Genomic DNA, 23,703 nt, shown 5'->3' on the forward strand with positions numbered 1-23,703 from the left:
TCGACAGTGTCGTGGTCGGGGTGCCACCGCCCACCTCCCCGTTCCCGTCACCGTCGCTCCGCGCGCACCGTCCACCGATCCGGTCCGTTCGCCGGCGGTGCCGGGCGACGCTGCAGCCTGAACACGGCCGGTGTTCCGAACCGGCCGATCGAAGCGATCACCAGCCAGTGTTCGACCTGCGCGGGCTGTTCCGGCTCAGGCGCGTCCTGATCCCGTTCGGTCTGATCCCGTCCGGCCTGATCTGACTCGGCCGACTCACGTTGCCTCGGGGGCATCGGAGCAGCGTCCCGCAGTCCACAACCTGCAGCTCCTTGCTCCTGCGCCGGAACTCGCCCAAGCCCCTGTAGCTGCTCGCCCTCCAGCTGGTCCTGCGGCGCCGCATGACGCCCGCGGCGCCGCGGCTCCACATCGGGCTCGATCCAGCGGCCAAGGATTTCGTGGACCACATAGAGCCGGCCGCCGAGCAGGAAGTACACCGGTCCATCACCGCCGCGAAGGACGTCGCAGGGTTCCGCGTCGACTTGTTCTGACATCGCGATCGTCATGGCTCCCCTGCCGTATGAGTGCGCGGACACGGTGGTTGTGGACCCCTCCGGGTGCGGCGGACCGCTGAGGGGCACGTCGTGGACCCGCGCGACCGCGGACCCCCGGCATCCCCCAGGCCCCGGAGGGGCCACGTCGCCGCCGGCCGCAGGCTTCCCCGGTGCCTCCCTGCGCTCAGCAGTGGACCAGCCCGGTGCGACTCGGGCGGGAGCGCGGTGACGCCCCCTGCGGACGGCGGCGACGCTTGTTCGAATCTTTGTTCGAACGAGTCCAACACTACCCCGGTCGGGTCCCACCATCCAGCCGAATCTCGAATATTCGCTCGAATCAGTGACACGGCCCGGGAGACCCACACGTCACCGCAGCTCCACGCGCCGAGGCGCCGGAGGACCGCGCAGAGGACCCCGCCGCCCCCGGGCGTGTCGCGCCATCGAACCGGAAGCGACTACAGATCGTGCTCTTCCCTTAGCGCTCAGCCTGCGCCAACATGGAAAACCGGGTCCGAAACCAAAAAATCATGCGGTCTCGACTCCGATAGTTACCGAACCGTGACCAAATGTGTCCACAACCATCCCGGCACCTGGGTGGTCCTACTGGGTGGATCGGCGAGCTGCGAGGGTCTCCGCGCCGCCGGTTAACCCGGGTGGGGTGCACAGGGAGGGGACGTCGGCGCCGCCCGACACCGCAGGGGAGAGTGGTGTCGGCGCGCCCGAGGGGGTGCGGCGGGGTCCGCGCGCGCGTCGTGGGGGTGCGCGCTCGGACCCCGCCCGACACCCATCACCTAGCGTCACGGCCACTGCGATCCACCGTCAGAACGCTCATCCGCGAGTGCTTGGCATGACGGCGTGCCTCCGCACCGCCCCGGTTCACATTGGCCGGCCCTGATTGGCAGTTACCAACGCACCACTGCTAGCCGACTCGGCCCACGTCGAGTCGAACGCTCGGGCGCAGACCGCGCACCCCTTCCCAATCGAACGCTTGGCCAGGGAAGCGCCACTGGCTGACTGCTCCGCGTCCGCGCGATGCGTGTGGACGCGTCTCGATGCGTCTGAATGCATCCGACTGTGTCCGACTGCATCTCGCTGAGCCTCGATGCACCACGCCGCCCACTTGCCGCGTCGTCTCAGCTCCCCACCTTCGCCTGTCCAAGCATCAGATTCGCTCACTCGATAGGGTTTAACTGTCTGTTTATCAGCCAGATGGAGTGATTCAACCGGCGTCCGACATGCCGCGGGGTAATGCTCCTTACGTGACCCGCATCGCATCGTTCGATGGACTGCCGGACCTGGGCTCGCTGGGCTTCACTGCCAGGCGAGCCCGCGGGTCGCTATCCCGGGTCGCGTCGGGAGCGGCCCTGACGGCGATAGAGCGCAGGGTCTCAGGGCTCGACATTTCTGCTTCGGCGAGAACGTCATCCAACGCTACGCCGTGGGCGCTGTCGGCTTTGGGCCTCGGGATCGGGTTGGCGGCCTCCGTGGCGGTCACATCTGGCCTGGTCAACGCCGCAACCAACGCTGCATCAACTGCTGCCGACGCGCTGTGGCGCGGCTCGCAGCGGCGCCGGGGAGTCCACATCAACCCCGCCGCGCTTCATCTGCACTGCACCACGGCTCGGCCACCTCAGGCCGCCGAGCCGGTCTCTGTGCTGATAGCGATGCGGCACGAGCCCGCTCCAGCGGTCGCCGCGATACGCGCCGCGCTGCGGCAGCGCGGGGTCGACCATCTGGACATCGTCGTGCTCGATGACGGCTGCCCGCAGGAAACGAGGACCGCTCTGCGGCGCGAGTTCGGCGACGATCCCCGAGTGCGGATACTCGCCGCTGCGCCGCTGCCTCGTGGCTGGTCGCCGCGTGCGCACCGCTATCACCAGCTCGCCGTCGCCGCTCGTGGCAGAGTTCTGATTTTTGCCGAGCCGTGCGCACCGTTGGGGCCGCACGCGGCCGCGGCCGCCACGGCACTGCTGCGTGGCGAGCAGCTCGACCTCGCGGTGCTCGACACTGGTCGGCCAGCGCCGAAGTCGGCCGATCCGCAATCCGCTCACGGCATCGACGCTCAGTCAGCCGCGCCGCCACGGGCGGAGTCATGGCAGGCGGAGGCACAGCAGGCGCGGACTCCTCGTGCGGGCGACCACGGCTCGGTAAGAGACGAAGCGAACGACGAACACACACGCGTGCGCCCGGCGGCGCACAGTCTGCACGGCCACCACCGTTCAAGCCGCGCGTATGGCAGCAGCGGGACACGCCTGGGCCTTGGCCTGGGAACGGGCGCAGGCCGTACGCACCCGGGCCGGTTCGCTGTCGCCGTCGACGCCGACGCCTACTGGCGCATCGGCGGCTATCGCGCCGCGGCGACGGACCCGGATCCGCTCGCGCTGCTGCGCACGGTCCGCCGGGCCAGCGGTCGCGTCGCGGTCGCCGACGGCCGCCGGGTCATCCCGCCGGCTCAGCAGCTGGAACCGTTGCTGCCGCCCGACCCCGAAGCCGAAGCACAGTGGGAGAGCCAGCACAGCAGCCGCGCATCGCTCACCGGCACCGCGCGACGCGTTCTCGCCGCCCTGGTCGGCTCACGGCCGTGACACAGCCGGGTAAAGTCTGTGCGCTGTGGCAAGGATCATCGTGGTCGGGGCTGGAATGGCCGGGCTCGCGGCCGCTGCTCGCCTGGCGACGCGCGACAACAGCGTGCTCGTGTGTGAAGCCTCTGATTCGGTCGGCGGTGCGCTCGGCTCGTGGCGGCACGACGATCTCGTGTTCGACACCGGGGCCTACACGCTGACCCTGCCCGCCGCGTACCGCGACCTGTTCATCAAGACCGGTTCGCGCAAGAAGAGCGCCGCCGCCACGCTCGAAGACCGCCTCGACCTTCAGCCGCTCGATCCCGTTCGGCGCTACTTCTTCCCCGACGGCACCCGGCTCGACCTGCCGAACGCCTCGCGCGGCCGGCTGGTGGCGGCGTTCGACGAGGCGCTTGGCAGCGGCGCCGGCGCGGCCTGGCTACGCGTCGTCGACCAAGGCAGCCGGGTATGGGACGTGATCCGGCCCGCGCTCATCGAGGCACCAGGCGCCGGCGGACGCGAGCTTGCCCGCCTACTGCGCACGACAGCCGGGCGACGCGCGCTCACGCCCTTTCGCTCGTTGCGGCAGGTGGCGAGCCGCTGGTTCGACGACCCGAGGCTGTTCCTCCTCCTCGACGACTACGCCCGGCAAGCCGGTGCCGATCCGCGCAGCGCGCCGACGGCTCTGGCGGCGCGCATCTACGTCGAGCAGGCGTTCGGCGCTTGGCGGATCGTGGGTGGCATGCACAAGCTCGCTGAGGAGCTGGGCCAGCGCGTTCTGGATCGTGGCGCCGAGATCCGACACGGCGCACGTGTGGCGCGCATCGAGCGGTCCACGTCCGGAGCGTTGAGCGGCGTGACGTTGGAAAGCGGCGAGCGGATCGCGGCTGACGTGGTCGTTGCGGATGTGGACCGGGCGGTCTTGGCCAGGCTGCTCGGGAGGCAGGAAAGTGAGGCTGCTTACTCGGCTGCGATCACAACGTTCTGCTTGGTCGTAGAGCACAACGCCGCGCCGCCGATGCCACACGAGTCCGTGCTGCTCGCCGAGAACGGCCCCGCGGTACGTGTCCACGTTGCCGCTGAGCAGCCGGCGGCCTGGACGGTGCACGTGCCGGCGAACGGGAATCAGCAGCCTGATCTCGGTGAGGTTCTCGATCTGCTCGCGTCGCGCGGCCTCGACGTGCGCGGGAAGGCGCGCGTGGTGCATACGATCACGGCCTCGGATCGCGAAGCGGCAACCGGCGTGCCCGGCGGCGCCGCGTACGGACCGGCAGTCAACGATCTGCGTTCGGCGCTGTTGCGCTCACCGGTGAAGCAGCCGGTGCCAGGGCTCTTTCACGTCGGAGCATCGGCGCGACCAGGGAGCGGGCTCTCGTTCGCCGCGCTGTCCGGATGGCAGGCCGCAGAGCTCATCCAACCGCGACGCTAGGCCGACGGGGGGACAGACGGCTGCGCCGGATCAGGTCAGACGGCGGCGAGGCCGGCCGGGGTGTGCGCCTCGCGCAGGTTCTGGTGCACCTCGAGCGTCGCGGTCGACGCATTCAGCGTGATGAAGTGCAGGCCCGGCACGCCCTCCGCGAGGAGGCGGGCGCCCAGCTGTGTCGCGTGCTCGATGCCGATCCGGCGGACCGCGGCGTTGTCGTCGGCGACCGCGTGGATGCGCTCGCCGAGCTGCTTGGGGAACGTGCCGCCGCTGAGCGTGACCATCCGCTCGATCTGCGCCGCACGGGTCACCGGCATCAGTCCGGCGATGATCGGGATGTCGCACCCGGCCGCTGCGACCCGATCGCGCAGCCGGAGGTAGTGCTCCGCGTCGAAGACCATCTGGGTGATCGCGAAGTCGGCCCCGGCGCGGCACTTGGCCACGAAGTGCCGGATCTCGTCGTCCCAGTCAGCCGAGCGCGGGTGCTTCTCCGGGAAGGCCGCGACGCCGACGCAGAAGTCGCCGGACTCCTTGACCAGCCGCACCAGCTCGATCGCGTACTCGATGCCCTGCGGGTGCTTGATCCACTCGCCGCGCGGGTTGCCGGGCGGGTCGCCGCGCACGGCCAGAATGTTGCGCACCCCGGCGTCCGCGTAACGGCCGATGATCCGCCGCAGCTCGCCGATCGAGTGATTCACCGCGGTCAGGTGTCCGACCGGGGTCAGCGTGGTCTCGGTCGCGACCCGCTCCGCCTCGGAGGCCGTGTTCTCGCGGGTAGAGCCGCCGGCGCCGTAGGTGATCGACACGAAGTCGGGGCCGACGCACTCGACCCGGCGCAGCGCCTTCCACAGCTGCTGCTCCTGCTCGGGGTTGCGAGCCGGCATGAACTCGAAGGACATCGTCGGCGCCCCGCGAGATAGCAGTTCGCGGACGGTCACGGCCCGGTCCGTACGAATGCTGGGGATGCCGAGTGCCATGCGTTCACTGTATCCGCCGACCCAGGGGGTACCAGGGCCGTTTCAGCGGATGAGACGACGTAGGCTCGGGTTTTGTGAAAGACGAGCACGTGAACGGCCATGCCCTCGAGCCGAGCGATTCCCGGGATGCTTCCCGGGCTCGTGCGGCCGACGCCGCGGACTCCTCCGCTGCGAACTCTCCCGCTGCGGACCGCGCGACCGCGGCGCTGGATCGCTACGACCTTCGCGCCCGCGTGTCCGCCGTGCTGACCGCCTTCCTCGACAGCCAGGAGGTGCTCCTGGCCGAGGTGAGCGCGGACCTGGCGCCGGTGGTCGCGGCGCTGCGAGAGTTCCTGGACGGCGGGAAGCGGATGCGCCCGGCGTTCTGCTACTGGGGCTGGCGAGCCGCGGGAGGGGTGGAAGGCGGGACGGGAGGCGGGGCCGATGACGACACCGGCATCGAGGCCGCGGAGGCGGCGGCGGTGCGTGCGGCGGCGGCCCTGGAACTGCTCCAGGCCTCCGCGCTGATCCACGACGACTACATCGACGGTTCGGACACCCGGCGCGGCGCTCCGGCCATCCACCGCCGATTCGAGCGGCTTCACCGGGACGGCGGCTGGGAGGGCGAGCCGGAGCGGTTCGGCGCGGCGGCGGCCGTGCTGCTCGGGGACATCACCCTGACCTGGTGCGACGAGCTGTTCACGCGCTGCGGGCTGGAAGCGTTACGGATCCAAGCGGCCCGGCCAGTTTTCGACCTGATGCGCTCGGAGGTCATGGCCGGGCAGTACCTTGACGTGCTCGCTCAGGCGCGCGGGCTTTCGGTCTCGACCCCGCAGGAGACGCTCGCCCGAGCCCGCACCGTGCTGCGGTACAAGTCGGCGAAGTACACCATCGAGCGGCCGCTTCAGCTCGGCGCGGCGCTGGCGACCGGCATCGCGGACGGCCCGCTCACTGCCGCGCTCTCCCGCTACGGGCTGCCGCTCGGCGAGGCGTTCCAGCTGCGCGACGACGTGCTGGGCGTGTTCGGCGACCCGGCGGCGACCGGCAAGCCGGCCGGTGACGATCTGCGCGAGGGCAAGCAGACGGTGCTCGTCGCGCTCGCGGCCCAGCAGGCGACGGAGACTCAGGCCAAGGCGCTGCGCTCCGGGCTCGGCGATGCGCGGCTCGACGAGGCGGGAGTCGAGACCCTGCGCTCGGTGATCGCTGAAACCGGCGCGCTGGCTGAGGTCGAGGCGCGGATCAGCGAACTGACACAGACCGCGTTGGCGGCGCTCGACGCGGCACCGATCACCGCCGAAGCGCGCGAGGTGCTGGGCGAGCTCGCGGTCGCGGCGACGGCGCGGCACGGCTGACCGGGCGCGTCGAGAGGAGACAATGCCCGGGTGCGTACGGGTTTGTTGCCGAGGGATGAGGCATCGCGCGGGCTGATGGGCGATCGGCAGGCGGCGGTGAAAGCTGCGACTTGCGGGTCTGCGGCGCTGGCACTGGCACTCGTCCTGCTCGTCTCGGGCTGCTCGAGCGCGGCTCGAGGAGGTGCGACGGCGCACCGTGGCGGCTCGGCCTCATCCGGCATCGCTTGTTCGGCCTCAAGTACTCCCCCGTCAGGGATGTCGGTTCTCACGGTCACTCAGTTGCCTTCGCAGGCCGTCGCAACGCTGCGGTTGATCGCGTCCGGCGGCCCGTACCCCTACCCGGAGGACGACACCGTCTACGGAAACTACAGCGGCGCGTTACCTCGTGAGCGCTACGGCTATTACCACGAATTCACGGTCGTGACTCCAGGCTCCACTACCCGTGGCGCCCGGCGGGTGGTAACCGGGGCCGGCGGTGAGGACTACTACACCGCGGATCACTACGGCACGTTCGACTGGATTGCCTGCGCGAACTGAGGGATTGCGGTCAGCAAGGAAACTCGCCCGGGAACATACGCCGCCTACTCGAACACTTTTGGTTACCGACGAGTCGTCGACACAGAGTCACGCTGCACTGGAGTCTGAAAGCTTCAAAAGCCGCAAATGCGGCAAATCGCCGTCACGCTCGGTGAAGGGCAGCATCCCGAGCGAGAAGTTTTGTCGAAAGGGTCGCCAAGCGCTGAAGGCCCATGAATAATCCTCTTCGAGGCCTCGTCGTCCCCCCGTGCGATGGGGCCTCGCCCCGAGTGACGCGTACAGGCGGGTCCCTCCCCCGTGGGGATCACGCCGGAGCGCGTCCGGGCGCCGGCCCCTCCCCCCGTGGGGGTCAGGCGCCTAACCACGGTGCGTGCGTGGTCCCTCCCCCCGTGGGGATCCCCGCACCGCTCGGCGTCGGAACCGCCCCTCGCCGCCCGCAGTGTCCTCCCCCGGGACCGTGGCGGTGAACCCCTCCGACGCCCGCGGAGAGTCCTCGACAACTCTCCGCCGCGGCCTCGTCGCTCCCCCGTGCGACGAGGCCGCCTCATTTTTCGCGGCAGTACGGTCTGTCACGGCGCGGCACAACACAGTGCGGCGCGGCGCCGCGAAATTCATGGAACGCTCAGATCAGACTCACGGCAGCCGAACGGGCCTCCGGAACCGTGGTCGGCATGAGCCAAGTGATCTACGACCGGCCGCCCGGCCTCGACGACGGCACCCAACCGCCCCGGCAACGTACCCGCCTCGTGGAGATCGTGATCCCGGTTTACAACGAGCAATTGGTACTGGCCGACAGCGTGCATCGGCTTCACGCCTACCTCGCAGAGAATCTGCCTTACCCCTTCCGCATCACGATCGCGGACAACGCGTCGACCGACGAGACCTGGGCTGTGGCTCTCGACCTCGCGGAGCGCTATCCGCACGTCGATGCGGTACACCTCGACCAGAAGGGTCGGGGTCGCGCGCTGCGCACCGTGTGGGAGGCGAGCGACGCCGAGGTTGTCGCCTACATGGACGTCGACCTCTCGACCGGACTTGACGCGTTCCTGCCGTTGATCGCGCCGCTCATGTCGGGGCACTCAGATCTGGCGATCGGCTCTCGGCTGGCGCGCGGCGCGGCCGTGGTGCGCGGGCCGAAGCGCGAATTCATCTCCCGCACCTACAACCTGATGCTGCGCTCGGCGATGGCCGCCCGGTTCTCGGACGCGCAGTGCGGCTTCAAGGCCGGGCGCACCGAAATTATCAAGGCCCTGCTTCCCCAGGTGCAGGATCAGGCCTGGTTCTTCGACACCGAGCTGCTGCTGCTCGCCGAGCGCAGCGGGCTGCGGATCCACGAGGTCCCGGTGGACTGGGTGGACGACCCGGACAGCCGGGTGGACATCGTGCAGACCGCGCTCGACGATCTGCGCGGCATGTGGCGAGTCGGCCGACAGGCACTGCGTGGAGGCTTCAAAGCGCCGGTGCAGGCGCGTGTACTGGCCGCGCAGCTGCCGCAGGGCATGCGAAACCAGCTGCCGAGCTTCGCGATCATCGGTGTCGCGAGCACCCTGGCTTATCTGCTGCTCTATTGGGTGCTGCGCGCCGTGTGCCCGGCGTACCTCGCCAACACCCTCGCGCTGGCCCTCACCGCGATCGCCAACACGGCCGCGAACCGGCGCTACACCTTCGGCGTGCGCGGCAGTGCCAACGCCCTGCGACACCAGTTCGAAGGCGGCGTCGCGTTCCTCATCGGCCTCGCCCTGACGAACGGTGCGCTCGCGGTGCTGAGCGCCGCCGCGCCGGGTACCTCCCATGCGGTCGAGCTGGCTACCCTCATCGCGGCGAACGCGATGGCCACCCTCATCCGATTCCTGCTGATGCGCGCCTGGGTCTTCAATCCCCGGCGCGCCGGTCAGCCCAAGCGTCCGTAGCGGAGTACTTCACATGACTGACCAGCTTCCGGCCGTACCGGAAGAAATCACGTGGCCGGCTCCGTTCGCCGCCCTTCCCAGCCCTCCGCCGGCGAAGCGGTCGCGGTTGCAGCGCGCCTACCTCGGCGATCCCGAGGATCCGCGCTGGGCAAGGCCCGCGCTGCTGGCGACGCTCGCGCTGAGCGCGGCGCTGTACTTGTGGAACCTGACGGCCAACGGCTACGCGAACGAGTTCTACGCGGCCGCGGTGCAGAGCGGGACCAAGAGCTGGTCCGCGATGTTCTTCGGCTCGATCGACACGGGGAACTTCATCACGGTCGACAAGCCGCCGTTCGCGCTGTGGGTGATGGAGGTCTCGACCCGGATCTTCGGCTTCTCCAGCTTCGCGATGCTGGCGCCGATCGCGCTGTGCGGCGTGGCCGCGGTCGGCGTGCTGTACTCGGCGGTACGCCGGGCCTTCGGGCACGCGGCGGCCTCGGTGGCCGCGCTCGTCATGGCCCTGACTCCGATCACCGTGGCGATCAACCGGGACAACAATCCGGACCCGGTGCTCGTGCTGCTGATGACGCTCGGCGCCTGGTTCACCCTGGAGGCGCTGCGCACCAAGCGGCTGCGGCCGCTGCTGTGGGCGGCCGTGATGGTCGGCTGCGCATTCAACACGAAGATGCTCCAGGCGTACATCGCCTTGCCCGCGCTGGTGCTGGTGTACCTGTTCGCGGCCGAGGGCGGATTCTGGAAGCGCATCAGGCATCTGACGATCTTCACCGGCGTGCTCGCGGTCGCGTCGTTCTGGTGGATGCTGATCGTCGACGCTATCCCGGCGAGTTCGCGTCCTTATATCGGCGGCTCTTCGACGAACTCCGTGTGGGACCTGGTGATCGGGTACAACGGCCTCGGCCGGATCACCGGGAACGAGTTGGGCAACGGCGGCGGGGGCGCCGGCGCGAGCTTCTCCGGAACCTCGGGCTTCGGCCGCCTGTTCAACGACATCCTCGGCACGCAGATCTCCTGGCTGCTGCCCGCGGCCGCGATCCTGGGCATCGCGGCGCTGGTGTTGCGCGGCAAGTCGCCACGCACCGATCCGGTCCGGGCCTCGCTGCTGCTGTGGGGGCTGTGGCTGGGCGTGCACTTCGTCGTGTTCTCATATCAGCAGGGCACGATGCACCCGTACTACGTCACGACTCTGAGTCCTGCGATCGGCGCGCTGGTCGGCGGAGGCGGCGCGGTGGTCTGGGAGCGGATGCACGAGCGCAACTGGGCGTGGCTGGTCATCCCGGCGGCGGTCGCGGTCAGCGCGCTGTGGTCGATCGCGTTGCTGCACCGCAGCTCGTACGCGACGTGGCTGGTCCCCCTCATCGCCATCGCGGCGATCGTCGCGATCGGCGCGCTGGTGGCCGTGCGGCTGCGGCCTCGGCAGCGCGCGCGGTTCGGCGCGGTCGGCCTCGCGGCGCTGCTGTTCGCCGGGCTTGCCGGGCCGACCGCCTTCGCGGCCGCGGCGGCGAACTCGACCGTCAACGGGACCAATCCGCTGGCGGGGCCGTCGAACGGCTCGATGGGCGGTCCCGGCGGCGGCGCCTTTGGCCGGCGCGGCGGCGCGGTGGACGGCTTCGAACCCGGCGGTTTCGGTGCGCAGGGAGGGCCGGGCGGCCAGCTCGGCAAGCTGCCTTCGTTCGGCGGCGGTTCCGGTTCAGGTTCCGGCGGCGGCCAGGGCGGTTTCGACGGTCCGGGCGGCTTCCCGGGCGGCCAGATGGGAGACCTCCCGGGTCTCTCCTCGGGCGGCGCCGGAGGCAGCGGTACCGGCAGACTCGGCGGTTTCGGCGGTCCTGGCGGCGCCCAGCTGTCCTCGGCGATGATCAGCTACCTCGAGGCGAATCAGGGCTCCGCGAAGTGGCTGCTCGCGGTGGCGAACTCGAACTCGGCCGCGTCGATCGAGCTGCAGACCGGGCGCTCGGTGATCTCCATGTGGGGCTTCACCGGCAGCGACCCGGCGATGACCGCGGCCAAGCTGCAGCAGCTCGTGGCCTCCGGCGAGCTCAAGTATGTGATGCTCGGCGGCGGTATGGGCGGTGGCGGCTTCGGCGGATTCGGCGGCGGCAACTCGGCGAGCAGCCAGGTGCAGACCTGGGTGGAGCAACACTGCACCGCGGTGTCGGCCAGCGCCTACGGCGGCTCCAGCTCCTCGTCCAGCGGTTCGTCGACGACGAGCTCGACCTCCGCCTCCGGCCTGTATGCGTGCACGGCCGGCGCCGCGTCGAGTTCGTCCTCCTCGTCCGGAGGCACCGCCTGACCGCGGCGACCGCGTGGCGCAGAGCACAGCGCCCCTTCTCGTCAGAGCGACGAGAAGGGGCGTATGCTTTGAGCATGGCGCAGCTGCGGATCGCTCTGGCACAGATCAACCCGACCGTCGGCGACCTCGCCGGCAACGCGGCGCTGATCCTCGACTCGGCCCGCGCGGCGGCCGCGCAGGGCGCGCACATCCTGGCCACGCCCGAGATGGGGCTCACCGGCTATCCGATCGAGGACCTGGCGCTGCGCCCCTCGTTCGTGCAGGCCGCCCGCGCCGCACTGGACCAGCTTGCCGCCCGGCTCGCCGACGAGGGGCTCGGCGAGCTGGTGGTGATCGCCGGATATCTCGACGGCATCGCGGACGACGAGCCGCGCATCGGCCGCCCGGCCGGCTCGCCGCTGGACGCCGCCGCCGTGATCCACCGCGGCTCGGTGCTGATCCGCTCGGCCAAGCACCACCTGCCGAACTACGGCGTGTTCGACGAGTACCGGTACTTCGTGCCGGGAGACGTGCTGCCGGTCATCCGGGTGCGTGGTGTCGACGTCGCCCTGGTCATCTGCGAGGACATGTGGCAGGACGGGGGTCCGGTCGCCGCGGTCGCCGAGTCCAATGCCGGGCTGCTGCTCTCCATCAACGCCTCGCCGTACGAGCTGAACAAGGACGACGTGCGGTATGAGCTGCTGGCCAGGCGCGCCGCCGAAGCCGGGTGCCCCATCGCCTACGTCAACCAGGTCGGCGGGCAGGACGAGCTGGTCTTCGACGGCGACTCGATCATCGTCGGCGCGGACGGCCGGGTGCTCGCGCGCGCCGGGCAGTTCACCGAAGAGCTGTTCGTGACCGATGTCGAGCTGCCCGCCGCGGAAGGCCCGGCGCAGGACGCGATCGCGAGCAACGGCCTGGCGATCCGGCGCGTCGTCGCCTCCACCGAACCCACCGAGCCGTACCAGCCGCGCCCGGCCGTCATCACGCCGCGCCTCGACGACCTCGGCGAGATCTACCAGGCGCTGGTCACCGGCCTTCGCGACTACGTGCGCAAGAACGGCTTCTCGACCGTGCTGCTCGGGCTTTCCGGCGGCATCGACTCGGCGCTGGTCGCGGCAATCGCCTGCGACGCGCTCGGACCGCAGAACGTATACGGCGTCTCGCTGCCCAGCCGGTACTCCTCGGACCACTCCAAGGACGACGCCAGTGACATGGCGCGGCGCACCGGCCTGCACTACGAGACGGTCCCGATCGCGCCGATGGTCGAGGCGTATCTCAAGACCCTTGCCGACTCCGGCACCGCGCTGACCGGGCTGGCCGAGGAGAACCTCCAGGCCCGGGTGCGCGGCACGGCGCTGATGGCCCTTTCGAACCAACGCGGGCACCTGGTGCTCGCCACCGGCAACAAGTCAGAGCTCTCGGTCGGCTACTCGACCCTCTACGGAGACGCGGTCGGCGCGTTCGGACCGATCAAGGACGTCTCGAAGACGCTGGTGTGGGCGCTGGCGCGGTGGCGTGACGAGGAGGCCGAGCGGCGCGGCGAAATCCCGCCGATCCCGCGCAACTCGATCGAGAAGGAGCCGAGCGCCGAGCTGCGGCCAGGCCAGCGGGACACCGACTCGCTGCCGCCCTACGAGGTGCTGGACGAGATCCTGGAGCTGTACGTCACCGGCGACCACGGCCGCGAGGAGATCGAGGCCCGCGGCTTCGACACCGAGCTGGTGCAGCGGGTGCTCAAGCTGACCGACACGGCCGAGTACAAGCGGCGCCAGTACCCGCCGGGCACCAAGATCTCGGCCAAGGCCTTCGGGCGCGACCGGCGGCTGCCGATCACGTCCAGCTGGCGCGAGACCGCCTGACGGTCCGTCCGGCCACGCGGTGGTGCGGCCCTGACCTACGCGCTGACCGACTCGCTATCGCTGCGTTCGGCGGCTACGGGTCCAGTAATCGGAGCGCCCGCCGGCTCGCTCGGCCTCGCCGCCGCACCGCGCAGCAGGTCATCGGTGAGGCCGACGCTGAACTCCTGGCCGACCGGCTCGCCCACCGGGAGCCGGGTGGCGTTGAGCATGGTCGAGGTCAGGATCAGCATCGTCCGCTCGACGTCGAGATCGGCGCGCAGCTCCCCGGTCGCGATGCCGCGCCGCAGCACCTCGCGGTACAGGTCGCGGCGCGGCTCGATGACGACCTCGTGGTAGCGGCGGTACAGCGTCGGGTTCGCCTTGCTCACGTTCGTCAGCACGTTGTAGGCCGAGCCGCTGTGCTCCTCCTGCAGGTGTCGGCGCATCTTCTCGAGCAGGAAGATCAGGTCCTCGCGCACCGAGGCACCGGGCGGCACGATCTTCTCGTGGTCGGGGTGCAGGCGGCGGCAGATCGCGTCGATGACCAGCGCTTCCTTGTTCGGCCAGCGCCGGTAGATGGTGGCCTTGCCCACCTTCGCCTCGGCCGCGATCATCTCCATGGACAGCGCGTCGTAGGTGGCGCCCTCGGAGAACAGGGCGAAGACCGCGTCGAGGATCGCCTCCTCGGCCTGGTCGCTGCGCGGCCGGCCCGGCCGCCGCGCCGCCGCGGCGGGCGCGGCTGGCGCGGGCGGACCGGGCTGGGCGTGGTCCTTCATCTTCATCGTCGAGTGCTCATCCGTATCCGGTTCGTGAACGGCCCCCACGACCTTATGCGGTCACGCTTTCGGCGGCCTGAGGCGCGCCCTGAGGCGCACCGGAACCCGTTCCCGCGCCGCGGCGCGGCAACCAGGCGAGCACCAGCAACGCGGCCAGCACGGCGACCCCGGAGGCGCACAGCGTCGAGACGTGCAGCGCGTGGACGAAGGCGTTGTCGGCCGGAGCCAGCAGCTGGACCGCCTGCGGGTGCTGCGCCGCGGACTGCGCGACAAAGCCCTGCGTCGCCTCGATCGAGCCGCTGACGTCGTGCGCGACGCCCGCGGGCACCCCAGACCCGGTCAGCACCGGCTCGATCTTGCCGCGGTAGGCCGAGGTGAGCACGGTACCGAGCACCGCGACGCCGAGCGCGCCGCCGACCTGACGCACCGTGTTGTTGATCGAGGAGCCGATCCCGGCCCGCTCGCGCGGCAGCGAGGTCATCACCGTGGTGGTCGCCGGCGGCATCACCAGCGCCATCGCGATGCCCTGCAGGGCCGCGATCACGCCGTAGACCCACATCGCCGAGTGCACGCCGATGAACTGGTACAGCGACAGCGCGACCGCGATCAGCAGCAGGCCGCTGAAGGAGACCGTGCGCGCCCCGAACCTGCTGACCACGTTCGCGGACAGCGGCGAGAAGATGACCTGCGCGGCGGCGAAGGGCAGCACCCACAGGCCCGCCTGCAGCGGGGTGTATCCGCGCACGGACTGCAAGTAGAAGGTCAGGAAGAACAGGCTGCCCATCATCGCGAAGAAGGACAGCGCGACGGAGATCACGGCCGCGGAGAACGGGCGGTTGCTGAACAGCCGCACGTCCAGCGCGGGGTGGTCGGTGTTGCGCTCCCAGACCACGAACAGCGCGAGCAGCGCCACGCCGATCACCAGGGGACCCCAGACCGCGGGCTTGCCCCAGTCGCCGGTGTCGCCGCCGTGGATGACGCCGTAGACGAAGATGACCAGGCCCGCCATGGAGAGCAGCACGCCGGCCGGGTCGAGCTTGCCCGGGTTCGGGTTGCGCGACTCGGGCACCATGAAGGTCATCGCGATCAGGCCGATGATGATGATCGGCACGTTGATCAGAAAGACCGAGCCCCACCAGAAGCTGTCCAGCAGCGCGCCGCCGACCACCGGGCCGATGGCCACCGCGAGGCCGACCGAGCCGGCCCACACGCCGATGGCCTTGCCCTGCTCGTGGCGGGGGAAGACGTTGGCGATCACGGCGAGGGTGCTGGGCATGATCGCGGCGCCGGCGAAGCCCATCGCGGCCCGCGCGGCGATCAGTTCGCCGGGGCTGCCGGCGTACGCGCACAGCACCGAGGTGATGCCGAAAAGCACCATGCCGAGCATCAGGATCCGCTTGCGGCCGAGCCGGTCGGCCAGGATGCCCCAGGTGAACAGCAGTCCGGCGAAGATCAGGGTGTAGGAGTTGATCGACCATTCCAGGTCGGATTGGCTCGCGCCGAGGCCGTTCGGCTTGGGCAGCGCGATCGTCTTGAGCGCGACGTTGAGCACCGTGTTGTCGAGCACGACGACCAGCAGCGAGAAGACCAGTACGCCGAGGATCAGCCAGCGGCGCGGGTGGCCCGCGGCATCGCTGATCGGCGGGCCGTCCGCGGCGCGCGCCGCGGGAGAGTTCTGTGCCACGGGATCCCCTCCAAGGTTCCCCGGGCCCCGACTGAATCGGGACCGTTCCGTTTCGTAATCCCGGTAGTGGGAGGGAGCCTACCGCGCCACCTTCCAATACGCAACCGTTCCGTATCTATGGAGCGGGCAAAGCGCTTGTGGACTCAAAGCAATGAGTCGGCAATGAAGGGTGGGGCAGGTGTTGTCTGCCGGACAGGTTTGGTAGGGTCACGCCCACTGTGAGCGAGGCATACCGGCGATCCGAAGGGAGCCGGGACGAGCCGTGGACTCAGCACTCTGAGCCGCGCAGGCCGCCCCGGCACATAGGCATCGATCCAGGACAGGCCGCGGAATTCCGCCGCCGACTGGACTATCAGGGATCTGCGGAACTGATTCCGACCGCGGGCCCGGACGCGCCCGCCGATCAGGGGCCTGCGATCAAGGCGGTGTGGGAGCCGAAGCCGGTGGACGCGGTCCACGCCGGGCTGGGCACCCGCCGGCGCGACCGTCGGCAGACCACGCGGCCGAACCAGTCGGCAGCAGGCCAGGCGCGCGTGAAGAAGGCGGCCCGGCGCAAGAAGCGCACCGTCGTGGTCGGCGGCGCCGCCGCGACCGCGGTGGCGGTCGGGGCGCTCGGTTTCATGACTTTCCACGACGGCGGCGGCTCGCTCGGCAGGGGCGCCGCGGCCAACGTGATCCCGGTCTCCTCGCCGGGCGCGACCTCCACCGGCCAGGGCGCCGACAGCACGATCGGCTCCAGCCTCTCGGTCACCGCCAGCCCCTCGCACTCCGCGACGCCGAGCCACTCGCCCTCGCCGAGCGCGACGCCGTCCAAGGCGGCATCGGGCACGGCCACTCCGAGCGCGACCCGCTCGGGCAGCCCGAGCCCGACCCCGCGGCCCTCGCGTACGCAGCAGACCTGCTTCCTGATCTTCTGCGGCTGACCGGTTCGGCGAGTTCGGCTACCCGGCGCGACCCGCCGAGCGCACCCGGGCGGCCAGCGCGGCCGCGGCAGCCGCCGGATCCGGCGCCTCGGTGATCGCACGGACCACGACCACCCTGCGCGCGCCTGCCGCGAGCACCTGATCGACCGTCCCGAGGTCGATGCCGCCGATCGCGAACCAGGGCGGCGCGGACGGCTCGTCCGGCGCGGCCACCTTCGCCGCGTACTGCACCAGGCCTAGTCCCGGCGCGGTTCGGCCCGGCTTCGTGGGCGTCGGCCAGCACGGTCCGACACAGAAGTAACCGGTCAGCGGGTCGGCCAGCGCGGCATCGACCTGCTGCTCGCTGTGCGTCGAGCGGCCGAGCAGGACGCCGGGCCCGACGATGCGGCGCGCGGCGGGCGTCGGCAGATCGTCCTGGCCGAGATGCAGCACCGGTACTCCGGCCGCGAAGGCGACGTCCGCCCGGTCGTTGACCGCGAGCAGCTTGCCGTGCCGCGCGCAGGCGTCCGCGAACTGTTCGAGCAGCGCCAGTTCCCGGCCGGCCTCCAGGCCCTTCTCACGCAGCTGGACGATGTCGACGCCGTGCGAGAGGACCGCGTCAAGGAAGTCGGGCAGGTCGCCGCGCGACTGCCTGCCGTCAGTGCAGAGGTAGAGGCGGGCGTCGCGCAGCTCGGCCCGCGGCGCACCGCTCTCGACCATCGCCACTGATCAGAATCCGAGCGCGTGCGCGCGGCGGCGCACCTCGGTGCCCCGGTTCTCGGCCAGCGCCTGCACCGGGGTGCCGGGCAGCGACTCGTCGGGGGTGAAAAGCCAGCGCACCGACTCCTCTTCGGTGAAGCGGTTGTCCGCCAGCAGGGTGAGGGTGCCGGGCAGCCCCTTGAGGATCTGCGTTCCGTCCAGGAATGCCGCGGGCACCGAAAGGACCCTGGATTCGCCCCGGCGCACGGCCGCCAACTGGTGTTCCTTGAGCAGCTGACGCGTGCGGTTGACCGGGAGGGAGAGGCGCTCGGCGACCTCGGGAAGGGTGAGCCAGGCAGGGACGAGCTCTTCGAGCTCGGCGGAGATGGATGTCACGGTAACCAGATTGCCATGGCGATACGACACGGCCCAATGGATAGCGCGGGCTGCTCGGCGCCGATCGGCAGCCGATCGGCGGAAAGTTGCGGGCCCTGGTTTACCCCACGCTCAGCAAAAAGCCCTAGGGTGTCGGCCTATGGAAAACACCACGACCCAGAACGGCGAGGAGTCCGAGACGGAGATCGTCTCGGCCGCCGTATCCGAGCCCGAGATCGCGGAGCCGGAGCAGCCCGAGGAACTCGCCGAGTTCGACGAAGGTGACGACGACGGCGAGGAGCCGACCGGTTCCGGCTTCGTCTCCGGCGCCTTCGGCCTGACCTCCCTGGTGCTCGCCGTCGTCTCGCTGACCGGCGGCTGGCTCGGGACCGTGTACGGCGCCCGCGCCGAGTACGTCGCCGAGCTGAACACCAAGACGCAGAGCACCCAGGCCTCGCTGGACGCGTTCCACAGCAGCTGGCACGGCCAGGCCGCGCTCGGCGGCATCTTCGCCATCGCCGCGCTGCTGTTCGGCGCCGGCGTGCTGGCCTCCCCGGCGCTGCTGCTGAGCGGCAAGACCCCAGGCTGGGCCCGGGCGACCGCGCTCGGCGGCCTGATCCTCGGCGCGATCGGCCTGCTGCTCGCGCTGCTCGCCTGGTTCAACATCCTCGCGCCCGGCCTGACCGCACCGCCGGCCGCCGCGGGCTGAGCCGGAGCCATGCCGCACGTCCACGGCGCCGTCCTGCCCGCCTGCGCGCTCCTGCGGCCGATTACGCGGGGCGGCGCCGGATAGACTTGCGGTGACCAACAGCACGAAACAGCACGGGAGCCCGCCGCGGCGGGTTGAGAGGGGGGCACGCGGCCCCCGACCGTTTGAACCTGGCCCTGCGCCTTCGGGAGCGGGGCGGAGGGAGCGCAACGATGGATGCGCCAGAGATCGCCATCCCGCACGCGCGGCCGCGCACCGAGTACGACGTCGTGATCGTCGGCGCCGGAGTGATCGGCCTCGCGGTCGCCTGGCGGGCCGCCCGGCGCGGGGTCCGGGTGGCGCTGGTGGACCCCGAGCCCGGTTCGGGCGCCTCGCACGCCGCGGCCGGGATGCTGGCCCCGGTCACCGAGGCCCATTACGGCGAGGAACGGTTGCTGCGGCTTAATCTCGCCTCGGCGCGCCGGTATCCCGAGTTCGTCGCCGAACTCGAAGAAGTCTCCGGGACGTCCGCCGGCTACTCCGCGCACGGCACGCTCGCCGTCGCGTTCGACTCCGGCGACCGCGCGGTGCTGGCCGACCTGGCCGAGTTCCACCAGCGCCTCGGGCTCGTCTCGGAGCCGTTGACCGGCCGCGAGTGCCGCAGCCACGAGCCGCTGCTGGCACCGGACGTGCAGTCGGGCCTGCTCGTCTCCGGCGATCATCAGATCGACAACCGGATGCTCGTCGCGGCGCTGCTGACCGCGATCGGCCGCGCCCACGTGCAGTTGCACCGCGACCGCGTCGCCGAGCTGCTGGTCGAGCACGACGCGGCCACGGGCGTACGGCTCGCGGACGGCCGGGTCCTGCACGCGGACCGCGTGGTGCTGGCCGCCGGCTGCCGCTCGACGTCGATCCCGGGCCTGCCTTCCGGGGTGCTGCCGCCGATCCGGCCGGTCAAGGGCCAGATTCTGCGGCTGTCCGTGCCCTCGCACGCGGCTCCCTTCCTCAATCACGCGGTGCGCGGTGTGGTGCGCGGACGGCAGGTGTACCTGGTGCCGCGCGACCACGGCGAGCTGGTCGTCGGCGCGACCGTCGAAGAGCAGGGCTTTGACACCGAGGTGACGGCAGGCGGCGTCTATGAACTGCTGCGCGCCGCACACGGCCTCGTGCCCGATGTCGGCGATCTGCCGCTGACGGAGGTGCGCGCCGGCCTGCGGCCCGGCTCACCGGATAACGCACCGATTCTTGGTACCACCGAGCTGCCCGGCCTGATCGCGGCCACCGGTCACTTCCGCAACGGTGTGCTGCTCGCACCGATCACAGCCGACGCGATCGCCGAGTGCCTTGTCAGCGGAAAGTTGCCGGAGGAGGCCGTGGGCTTCGGACCGCAGCGGTTCGGCAAGAACCTGGGCCGGTTCGCGAAGAAGGCCGCGTTTGCATGACGACGACGCCGATACGTGTCGTCGTGAATGGACAACCCGAGTCCTATCCCGCCGACACCACGCTCGGCGCGGTCGTCACTCGACTGCGCCCTAACCGGACGGGCATCGCCGTCGCCGTCGGCGACGACGTGATTCCGCGCGCCGAGTGGGACACCAGGCATCTGCGCGACGGCGACGAGATCGAGATTCTTACCGCAGTCCAAGGCGGCTGAAAACGAGGGGGAGCAGTGCCTGAAGGTACAGCGGCGCTCGAAAGCACGAGGACGACTGAAGGAACAACAGCGCCGGGAACAACGGCTCCTGCCGCCGACACGTTCGAGCTCGCCGGAAAGTCCTTTGCCTCGCGGCTGATCATGGGTACTGGCGGCGCGCCGAGTCTCGCCGCCCTCGAGGACGCCTTGGTCGCCTCAGGCACCGAGCTGACGACGGTCGCACTGCGCCGCATCGCCCCGGGTACCGCCGGTTCGGTACTCGATCTGCTCGCTGCGCTCAAGATTCAAGTGCTGCCTAACACCGCCGGTTGCCATACCGCACGCGAAGCGGTGCGTACCGCGCGCATGGCGCGGGAAGCGCTGGAAACCGACTGGGTCAAGCTCGAAGTGGTCGCCGACGAGGACACGCTGCTGCCCGATCCCGTTGAACTGCTCGACGCCGCGCAGACGCTCGTCGCCGACGGGTTCACCGTGCTGCCCTACACGAACGACGATCCGGTTCTCGCCCGCCGCCTCGAACAAGCCGGCTGCGTAGCAGTGATGCCGCTCGGGGCGCCGATCGGCTCCGGCCTGGGCATCCGCAATCCGCACAACCTGGAGCTGATCGTGCGCGGCGCGGGCGTGCCCGTCATCCTCGACGCCGGAATCGGCACCGCCTCCGACGCGGCGCTCGCGATGGAGCTCGGCTGTTCGGCCGTGCTGCTGGCCTCGGCGGTCACCAGGGCGCAGGATCCGGCCCGGATGGCCGCGGCGATGCGGCACGCGGTGACCGCCGGCCGGCTCGCCCACCTCGCCGGGCGCATCCCCCAGCGCTTCCACGCCCGCGCCTCCTCCCCCGGCCTGGCCGAAACACCGGCCTTCTAACACGGACCGCAGCGTGGTCCGGTTCGAAAAATCCGCCGTTCGAGCCCTGCCGTACCAGGTTAGCCACAGTCGCGTTTCACCTGACCCCGGTGTCGCAACCACCGCCTACACTCGGTGATTGTGGAGGCTCCTTCGCGGCACGGATCGGTGCTGGACGGCGCGCTGATCGGGCGGACGCTCGACGGCCGGTACGCCGTGCAGTCCCGCCTTGCTCAAGGTGGCATGGCGACCGTGTACCGCGCCTGGGACAACCGGCTCGACCGGCTCGTCGCGCTCAAGGTCATCGACCCCGAGCTGGCCCGGCATCCTGAGTACGTCGCCCGGTTCATCCGGGAGGCGAAGTCAGCCGCACGGCTCAGCCACCCGAACATCGTCGCCGTCTACGACCAGTCGGGGCAGCCGCCGCTGGCCTACCTGGCGATGGAGTACGTCCCCGGCGAGACGCTGCGCCAGCTGCTCGGCCGCCGCGGCCGGCTGACTCCGCGCGAGGCGCTCGAGGTGCTGGACGCGATGCTGGCCGGCCTGGCCGCCGCGCACCGCGCCGGAATCGTGCACCGGGACGTCAAGCCGGAGAACGTGCTGCTCAACGACGCGGTGCTGAACAGCAGGCAGAGCTCGTACGCGGCCGCGGTCAAGGTCACCGACTTCGGCCTGGCGCGCACCGCGGCCGCCGATCAGGGGCCCGGGACCACCCTGGCCTCCTCGCTCGGCGGCGCAGTGCCCGGCGGCGGACTGATCGGCACCGTCTCCTACCTGGCCCCGGAGCTGGTCAAGAGCGGGACCTGTGACGCGCGCTCCGACGTCTATTCGGCCGGGATCGTGCTGTTCGAGCTGCTCACCGGGCGCAAGCCGTTCACCGGCGGCAGCCCGATGGAGATCGCAAGGCGGCACGTCACCGAGCGGGTTCCGCCGCCCTCGCTGCTGCTGCCCGGCCTCGACCCGGCGCTCGACGCCCTGGTCGCCTCGGCGACCGCCCGCGAGCCGAACGCCCGCCCGGCCGACGCGGCGGCGTTCCGCGAGCAGGTGCGCGCCGTGTACGCGAACCTGCCGGACGCCGCGCTGAACCTCGGCGCGCGCCCGGCTCCCGAGTCGACGCTGCCACTGCCTCCGGAACCGACCCGGATCGCCGAGCCCACGAGGAACTTCAACGTGGCTCAGCCGAGTGTCAGGCCACGTACGTCTCCGCGTCAGGGCTATGTCGTGGACGCGGCGCCGCGGCGCCGCTCGCACAAGGGCCTGATCATCTTCCTGGTGGTGCTGATCCTCGCCGCGGCGGCCGGGATAGGAGCCTGGCTCTACGGCCGGGTGGCCTTCGAGAACACCCCCGACCTGGTCGGGCTCACCCAGTCTCAGGCCACGACGACGCTGACGAACGACGGGCTGAAGTACACCATAACCAGCGCCTACAGCGACAAGGTGGCGGCCGGCGACGTCGTCTCGGTCTCGCCGAGCCCCGGCACTCCGGTAAAGCAGGGCGCCGTGATCACGCTGACCGTGTCGAAGGGCACGCAGAAGGTGTCGGTGCCGGACGTGACCGGCCAGACCCAGGACGACGCGACCTCGGCGCTCCAGCAGCGCGGTTTCACCGTCGCGATCGCCGCCGACCAGACCGCCTCGAGCACGGCGCCGAAGGGCTCAGTGGTCTCCTACACGCCCACCGGATCGGCGCCCGCGGGCAGCACCGTGACGCTGACCATCTCCAGCGGCCCGAAGCAGGTCGTCGTGCGCGACGTGACCGGGATGACGGTCGAGGACGCCACCGCCGCGCTCGAAGCCCAGGGTTTCTCCGTGCAGACCACGCGGCTGCTCCCGTTCGTCGACAACGTCGGCCGGCAGTCGCCGGGCGGCGGCTCGAGCGTCGACTACGGCTCGACGATCACGCTGTACATCTTCTGAAACTCAGGCACCGCACTGCGGCCCCGGCGGCCTGATGGCGCGCCCGCACGCCTCCACCGCCGGTTTCGCCCGGCAATTTCGAGTTCTACGATGTGAATTCGATTTGCCGAGCTGCGGGGAGGCGCGTGCCAGTGCACGGTGACGAACGATGCGGCGAGGGCGGGATCTCGGTCGAGCGGGAGCTTGCTGTGGTGACGATCCGGCCCGCGACGGAGCACGACATCGGCGCGCTGCACCGGGTCGACCGGTTGGTGTTCGGCCGGCTCGCCTATCCGTACTTCGCGCTGAGACAGCTCATGGACGTGCACTCAAGGCACTGCGTGGTCGCCGACGACGGCAATCGGCTGATCGGTTACTGTCTCGGGGCGCTGGCCGCACGGCCGAAGGTGGGCTGGATCCTCGGGCTCGGGGTACTGCCGGACGCCCGCGGCGCGGGTTACGGACGCGAGCTGGTAAGCGAGGCGGTGCGGCGGATCGCCGCCGACGGCGCGCGCGAGGTACGGCTCTTCGTGGACCCGGACAACATCGTCGCAATCCACGTCTACGAGAGGCTGGGCTTCCACGTGTGCGGCTTCCGCCCGCATTACTTCGGCCCGGAGGCGGACCGGATGATTATGACGAACGCCCGGTACCGCCACCCCGCCCCCTCGGGGGACGATGGAGTCGACGCGGAGTGGACGTAGGAGACGTAGGACATGCCTTACGCAATCACGCGTTGAGCAGCGCGCAAGAAAAGCTAGATTCAATACCCGATGCGCGTGAGATCAAACGGGTATTGTGAGCCCA

General features: G+C 70.5%; 20 protein-coding genes. 14 read left to right on the forward strand and 6 right to left on the reverse strand.

The genetic code is table 11. The annotated features are described in order from the left end of the window. Nucleotides 1-47: 47 nt before the first annotated feature. A complete protein-coding gene (locus VFA06_RS13790) occupies nucleotides 48-545 on the reverse strand; it encodes a hypothetical protein (RefSeq protein ID WP_324840939.1) in 498 nt (165 codons plus the stop codon). A gap of 1,472 nt (nucleotides 546-2,017) precedes the next feature. On the opposite strand from VFA06_RS13790, the gene VFA06_RS13795 reads away from it, so the two are divergent. Together VFA06_RS13795 and VFA06_RS13800 are read left to right on the forward strand one after the other, a co-directional pair. Continuing rightward, nucleotides 2,018-3,118, forward strand: a complete 1,101-nt coding sequence (locus VFA06_RS13795; protein WP_324840940.1) for a hypothetical protein — start codon at nucleotides 2,018-2,020, stop codon at nucleotides 3,116-3,118. A gap of 25 nt (nucleotides 3,119-3,143) precedes the next feature. Continuing rightward, a complete protein-coding gene (locus VFA06_RS13800; protein ID WP_324840941.1) occupies nucleotides 3,144-4,523 on the forward strand; it encodes a phytoene desaturase family protein in 1,380 nt (459 codons plus the stop codon). A 35-nt stretch (nucleotides 4,524-4,558) separates the two neighbouring features. On the opposite strand, the gene metF is transcribed toward VFA06_RS13800, so the two are convergent. After that, complete coding sequence (metF, locus tag VFA06_RS13805; RefSeq protein ID WP_324840942.1) at nucleotides 4,559-5,494, reverse strand: methylenetetrahydrofolate reductase [NAD(P)H]; 936 nt, start codon at nucleotides 5,492-5,494, stop codon at nucleotides 4,559-4,561. Between the two features lie 206 nt (nucleotides 5,495-5,700). On the opposite strand from metF, the gene VFA06_RS13810 reads away from it, so the two are divergent. The 5 genes from VFA06_RS13810 to VFA06_RS13830 all read left to right on the forward strand — a co-directional run bounded on the left by VFA06_RS13810 (nucleotide 5,701) and on the right by VFA06_RS13830 (nucleotide 13,400). Next, nucleotides 5,701-6,825, forward strand: coding sequence for a polyprenyl synthetase family protein (locus VFA06_RS13810; RefSeq protein ID WP_349260177.1), 1,125 nt, complete (start codon nucleotides 5,701-5,703; stop codon nucleotides 6,823-6,825). Nucleotides 6,826-7,080: 255 nt separating this feature from the next. After that, complete coding sequence (locus VFA06_RS13815; RefSeq protein ID WP_414639889.1) at nucleotides 7,081-7,362, forward strand: ribonuclease domain-containing protein; 282 nt, start codon at nucleotides 7,081-7,083, stop codon at nucleotides 7,360-7,362. Between the two features lie 671 nt (nucleotides 7,363-8,033). Continuing rightward, nucleotides 8,034-9,272 (forward strand): bifunctional glycosyltransferase family 2/GtrA family protein, encoded by a 1,239-nt coding sequence (locus VFA06_RS13820; protein ID WP_324840945.1) that lies wholly within the window; start codon nucleotides 8,034-8,036, stop codon nucleotides 9,270-9,272. A 13-nt stretch (nucleotides 9,273-9,285) separates the two neighbouring features. Continuing rightward, complete coding sequence (locus VFA06_RS13825; protein ID WP_324840946.1) at nucleotides 9,286-11,559, forward strand: glycosyltransferase family 39 protein; 2,274 nt, start codon at nucleotides 9,286-9,288, stop codon at nucleotides 11,557-11,559. A 74-nt stretch (nucleotides 11,560-11,633) separates the two neighbouring features. After that, the gene (locus VFA06_RS13830; protein WP_324840947.1) at nucleotides 11,634-13,400 is read left to right on the forward strand and encodes an NAD+ synthase; all 1,767 of its coding nucleotides are present in this window, start codon (nucleotides 11,634-11,636) and stop codon (nucleotides 13,398-13,400) included. A 35-nt stretch (nucleotides 13,401-13,435) separates the two neighbouring features. Here the strand turns inward: VFA06_RS13830 and VFA06_RS13835 are convergent, their stop codons facing one another. Beyond that, on the reverse strand, nucleotides 13,436-14,161 hold the full coding sequence (locus VFA06_RS13835; RefSeq protein WP_324840948.1) for a TetR/AcrR family transcriptional regulator: 726 nt from the start codon (nucleotides 14,159-14,161) through the stop codon (nucleotides 13,436-13,438). Between the two features lie 46 nt (nucleotides 14,162-14,207). After that, nucleotides 14,208-15,839, reverse strand: coding sequence for an MFS transporter (locus VFA06_RS13840; RefSeq protein WP_324840949.1), 1,632 nt, complete (start codon nucleotides 15,837-15,839; stop codon nucleotides 14,208-14,210). 218 nt (nucleotides 15,840-16,057) lie between these two features. Between VFA06_RS13840 and VFA06_RS13845 the strand changes: the two genes are divergently transcribed. Further along, nucleotides 16,058-16,762 carry a hypothetical protein gene (locus VFA06_RS13845; RefSeq protein WP_324840950.1) on the forward strand — a complete coding sequence of 235 codons (705 nt, stop codon included), beginning with the start codon at nucleotides 16,058-16,060 and terminating at the stop codon, nucleotides 16,760-16,762. Nucleotides 16,763-16,780: 18 nt separating this feature from the next. On the opposite strand, the gene thiE is transcribed toward VFA06_RS13845, so the two are convergent. Next, complete coding sequence (thiE, locus tag VFA06_RS13850; protein WP_324840951.1) at nucleotides 16,781-17,461, reverse strand: thiamine phosphate synthase; 681 nt, start codon at nucleotides 17,459-17,461, stop codon at nucleotides 16,781-16,783. A gap of 9 nt (nucleotides 17,462-17,470) precedes the next feature. Further along, the gene (locus VFA06_RS13855) at nucleotides 17,471-17,836 is read right to left on the reverse strand and encodes an Rv2175c family DNA-binding protein (RefSeq protein ID WP_324840952.1); all 366 of its coding nucleotides are present in this window, start codon (nucleotides 17,834-17,836) and stop codon (nucleotides 17,471-17,473) included. A gap of 139 nt (nucleotides 17,837-17,975) precedes the next feature. On the opposite strand from VFA06_RS13855, the gene VFA06_RS13860 reads away from it, so the two are divergent. The 6 genes from VFA06_RS13860 to VFA06_RS13885 all read left to right on the forward strand — a co-directional run bounded on the left by VFA06_RS13860 (nucleotide 17,976) and on the right by VFA06_RS13885 (nucleotide 23,600). Further along, nucleotides 17,976-18,524, forward strand: coding sequence for a hypothetical protein (locus VFA06_RS13860; protein ID WP_324840953.1), 549 nt, complete (start codon nucleotides 17,976-17,978; stop codon nucleotides 18,522-18,524). A 212-nt stretch (nucleotides 18,525-18,736) separates the two neighbouring features. Further along, nucleotides 18,737-19,945 carry a glycine oxidase ThiO gene (gene thiO / locus VFA06_RS13865; RefSeq protein ID WP_324840954.1) on the forward strand — a complete coding sequence of 403 codons (1,209 nt, stop codon included), beginning with the start codon at nucleotides 18,737-18,739 and terminating at the stop codon, nucleotides 19,943-19,945. After that, entirely contained in the window at nucleotides 19,942-20,157 is a 216-nt protein-coding gene (thiS, locus tag VFA06_RS13870; protein ID WP_324840955.1) for a sulfur carrier protein ThiS, read from the forward strand. The genes thiO and thiS overlap by 4 nt, the downstream gene beginning before the upstream one ends. A gap of 15 nt (nucleotides 20,158-20,172) precedes the next feature. Next, a complete protein-coding gene (locus tag VFA06_RS13875) occupies nucleotides 20,173-21,021 on the forward strand; it encodes a thiazole synthase (RefSeq protein ID WP_324840956.1) in 849 nt (282 codons plus the stop codon). Nucleotides 21,022-21,141: 120 nt separating this feature from the next. Continuing rightward, nucleotides 21,142-22,917 carry a Stk1 family PASTA domain-containing Ser/Thr kinase gene (gene pknB, locus VFA06_RS13880; protein WP_324840957.1) on the forward strand — a complete coding sequence of 592 codons (1,776 nt, stop codon included), beginning with the start codon at nucleotides 21,142-21,144 and terminating at the stop codon, nucleotides 22,915-22,917. A 125-nt stretch (nucleotides 22,918-23,042) separates the two neighbouring features. Further along, complete coding sequence (locus tag VFA06_RS13885) at nucleotides 23,043-23,600, forward strand: N-acetyltransferase (protein ID WP_324840958.1); 558 nt, start codon at nucleotides 23,043-23,045, stop codon at nucleotides 23,598-23,600. Nucleotides 23,601-23,703 lie beyond the last annotated feature (103 nt).

The organism is Actinocrinis sp., assembly GCF_035653575.1.
Taxonomy (GTDB): Bacteria; Actinomycetota; Actinomycetes; order Streptomycetales; family Catenulisporaceae; genus Actinocrinis.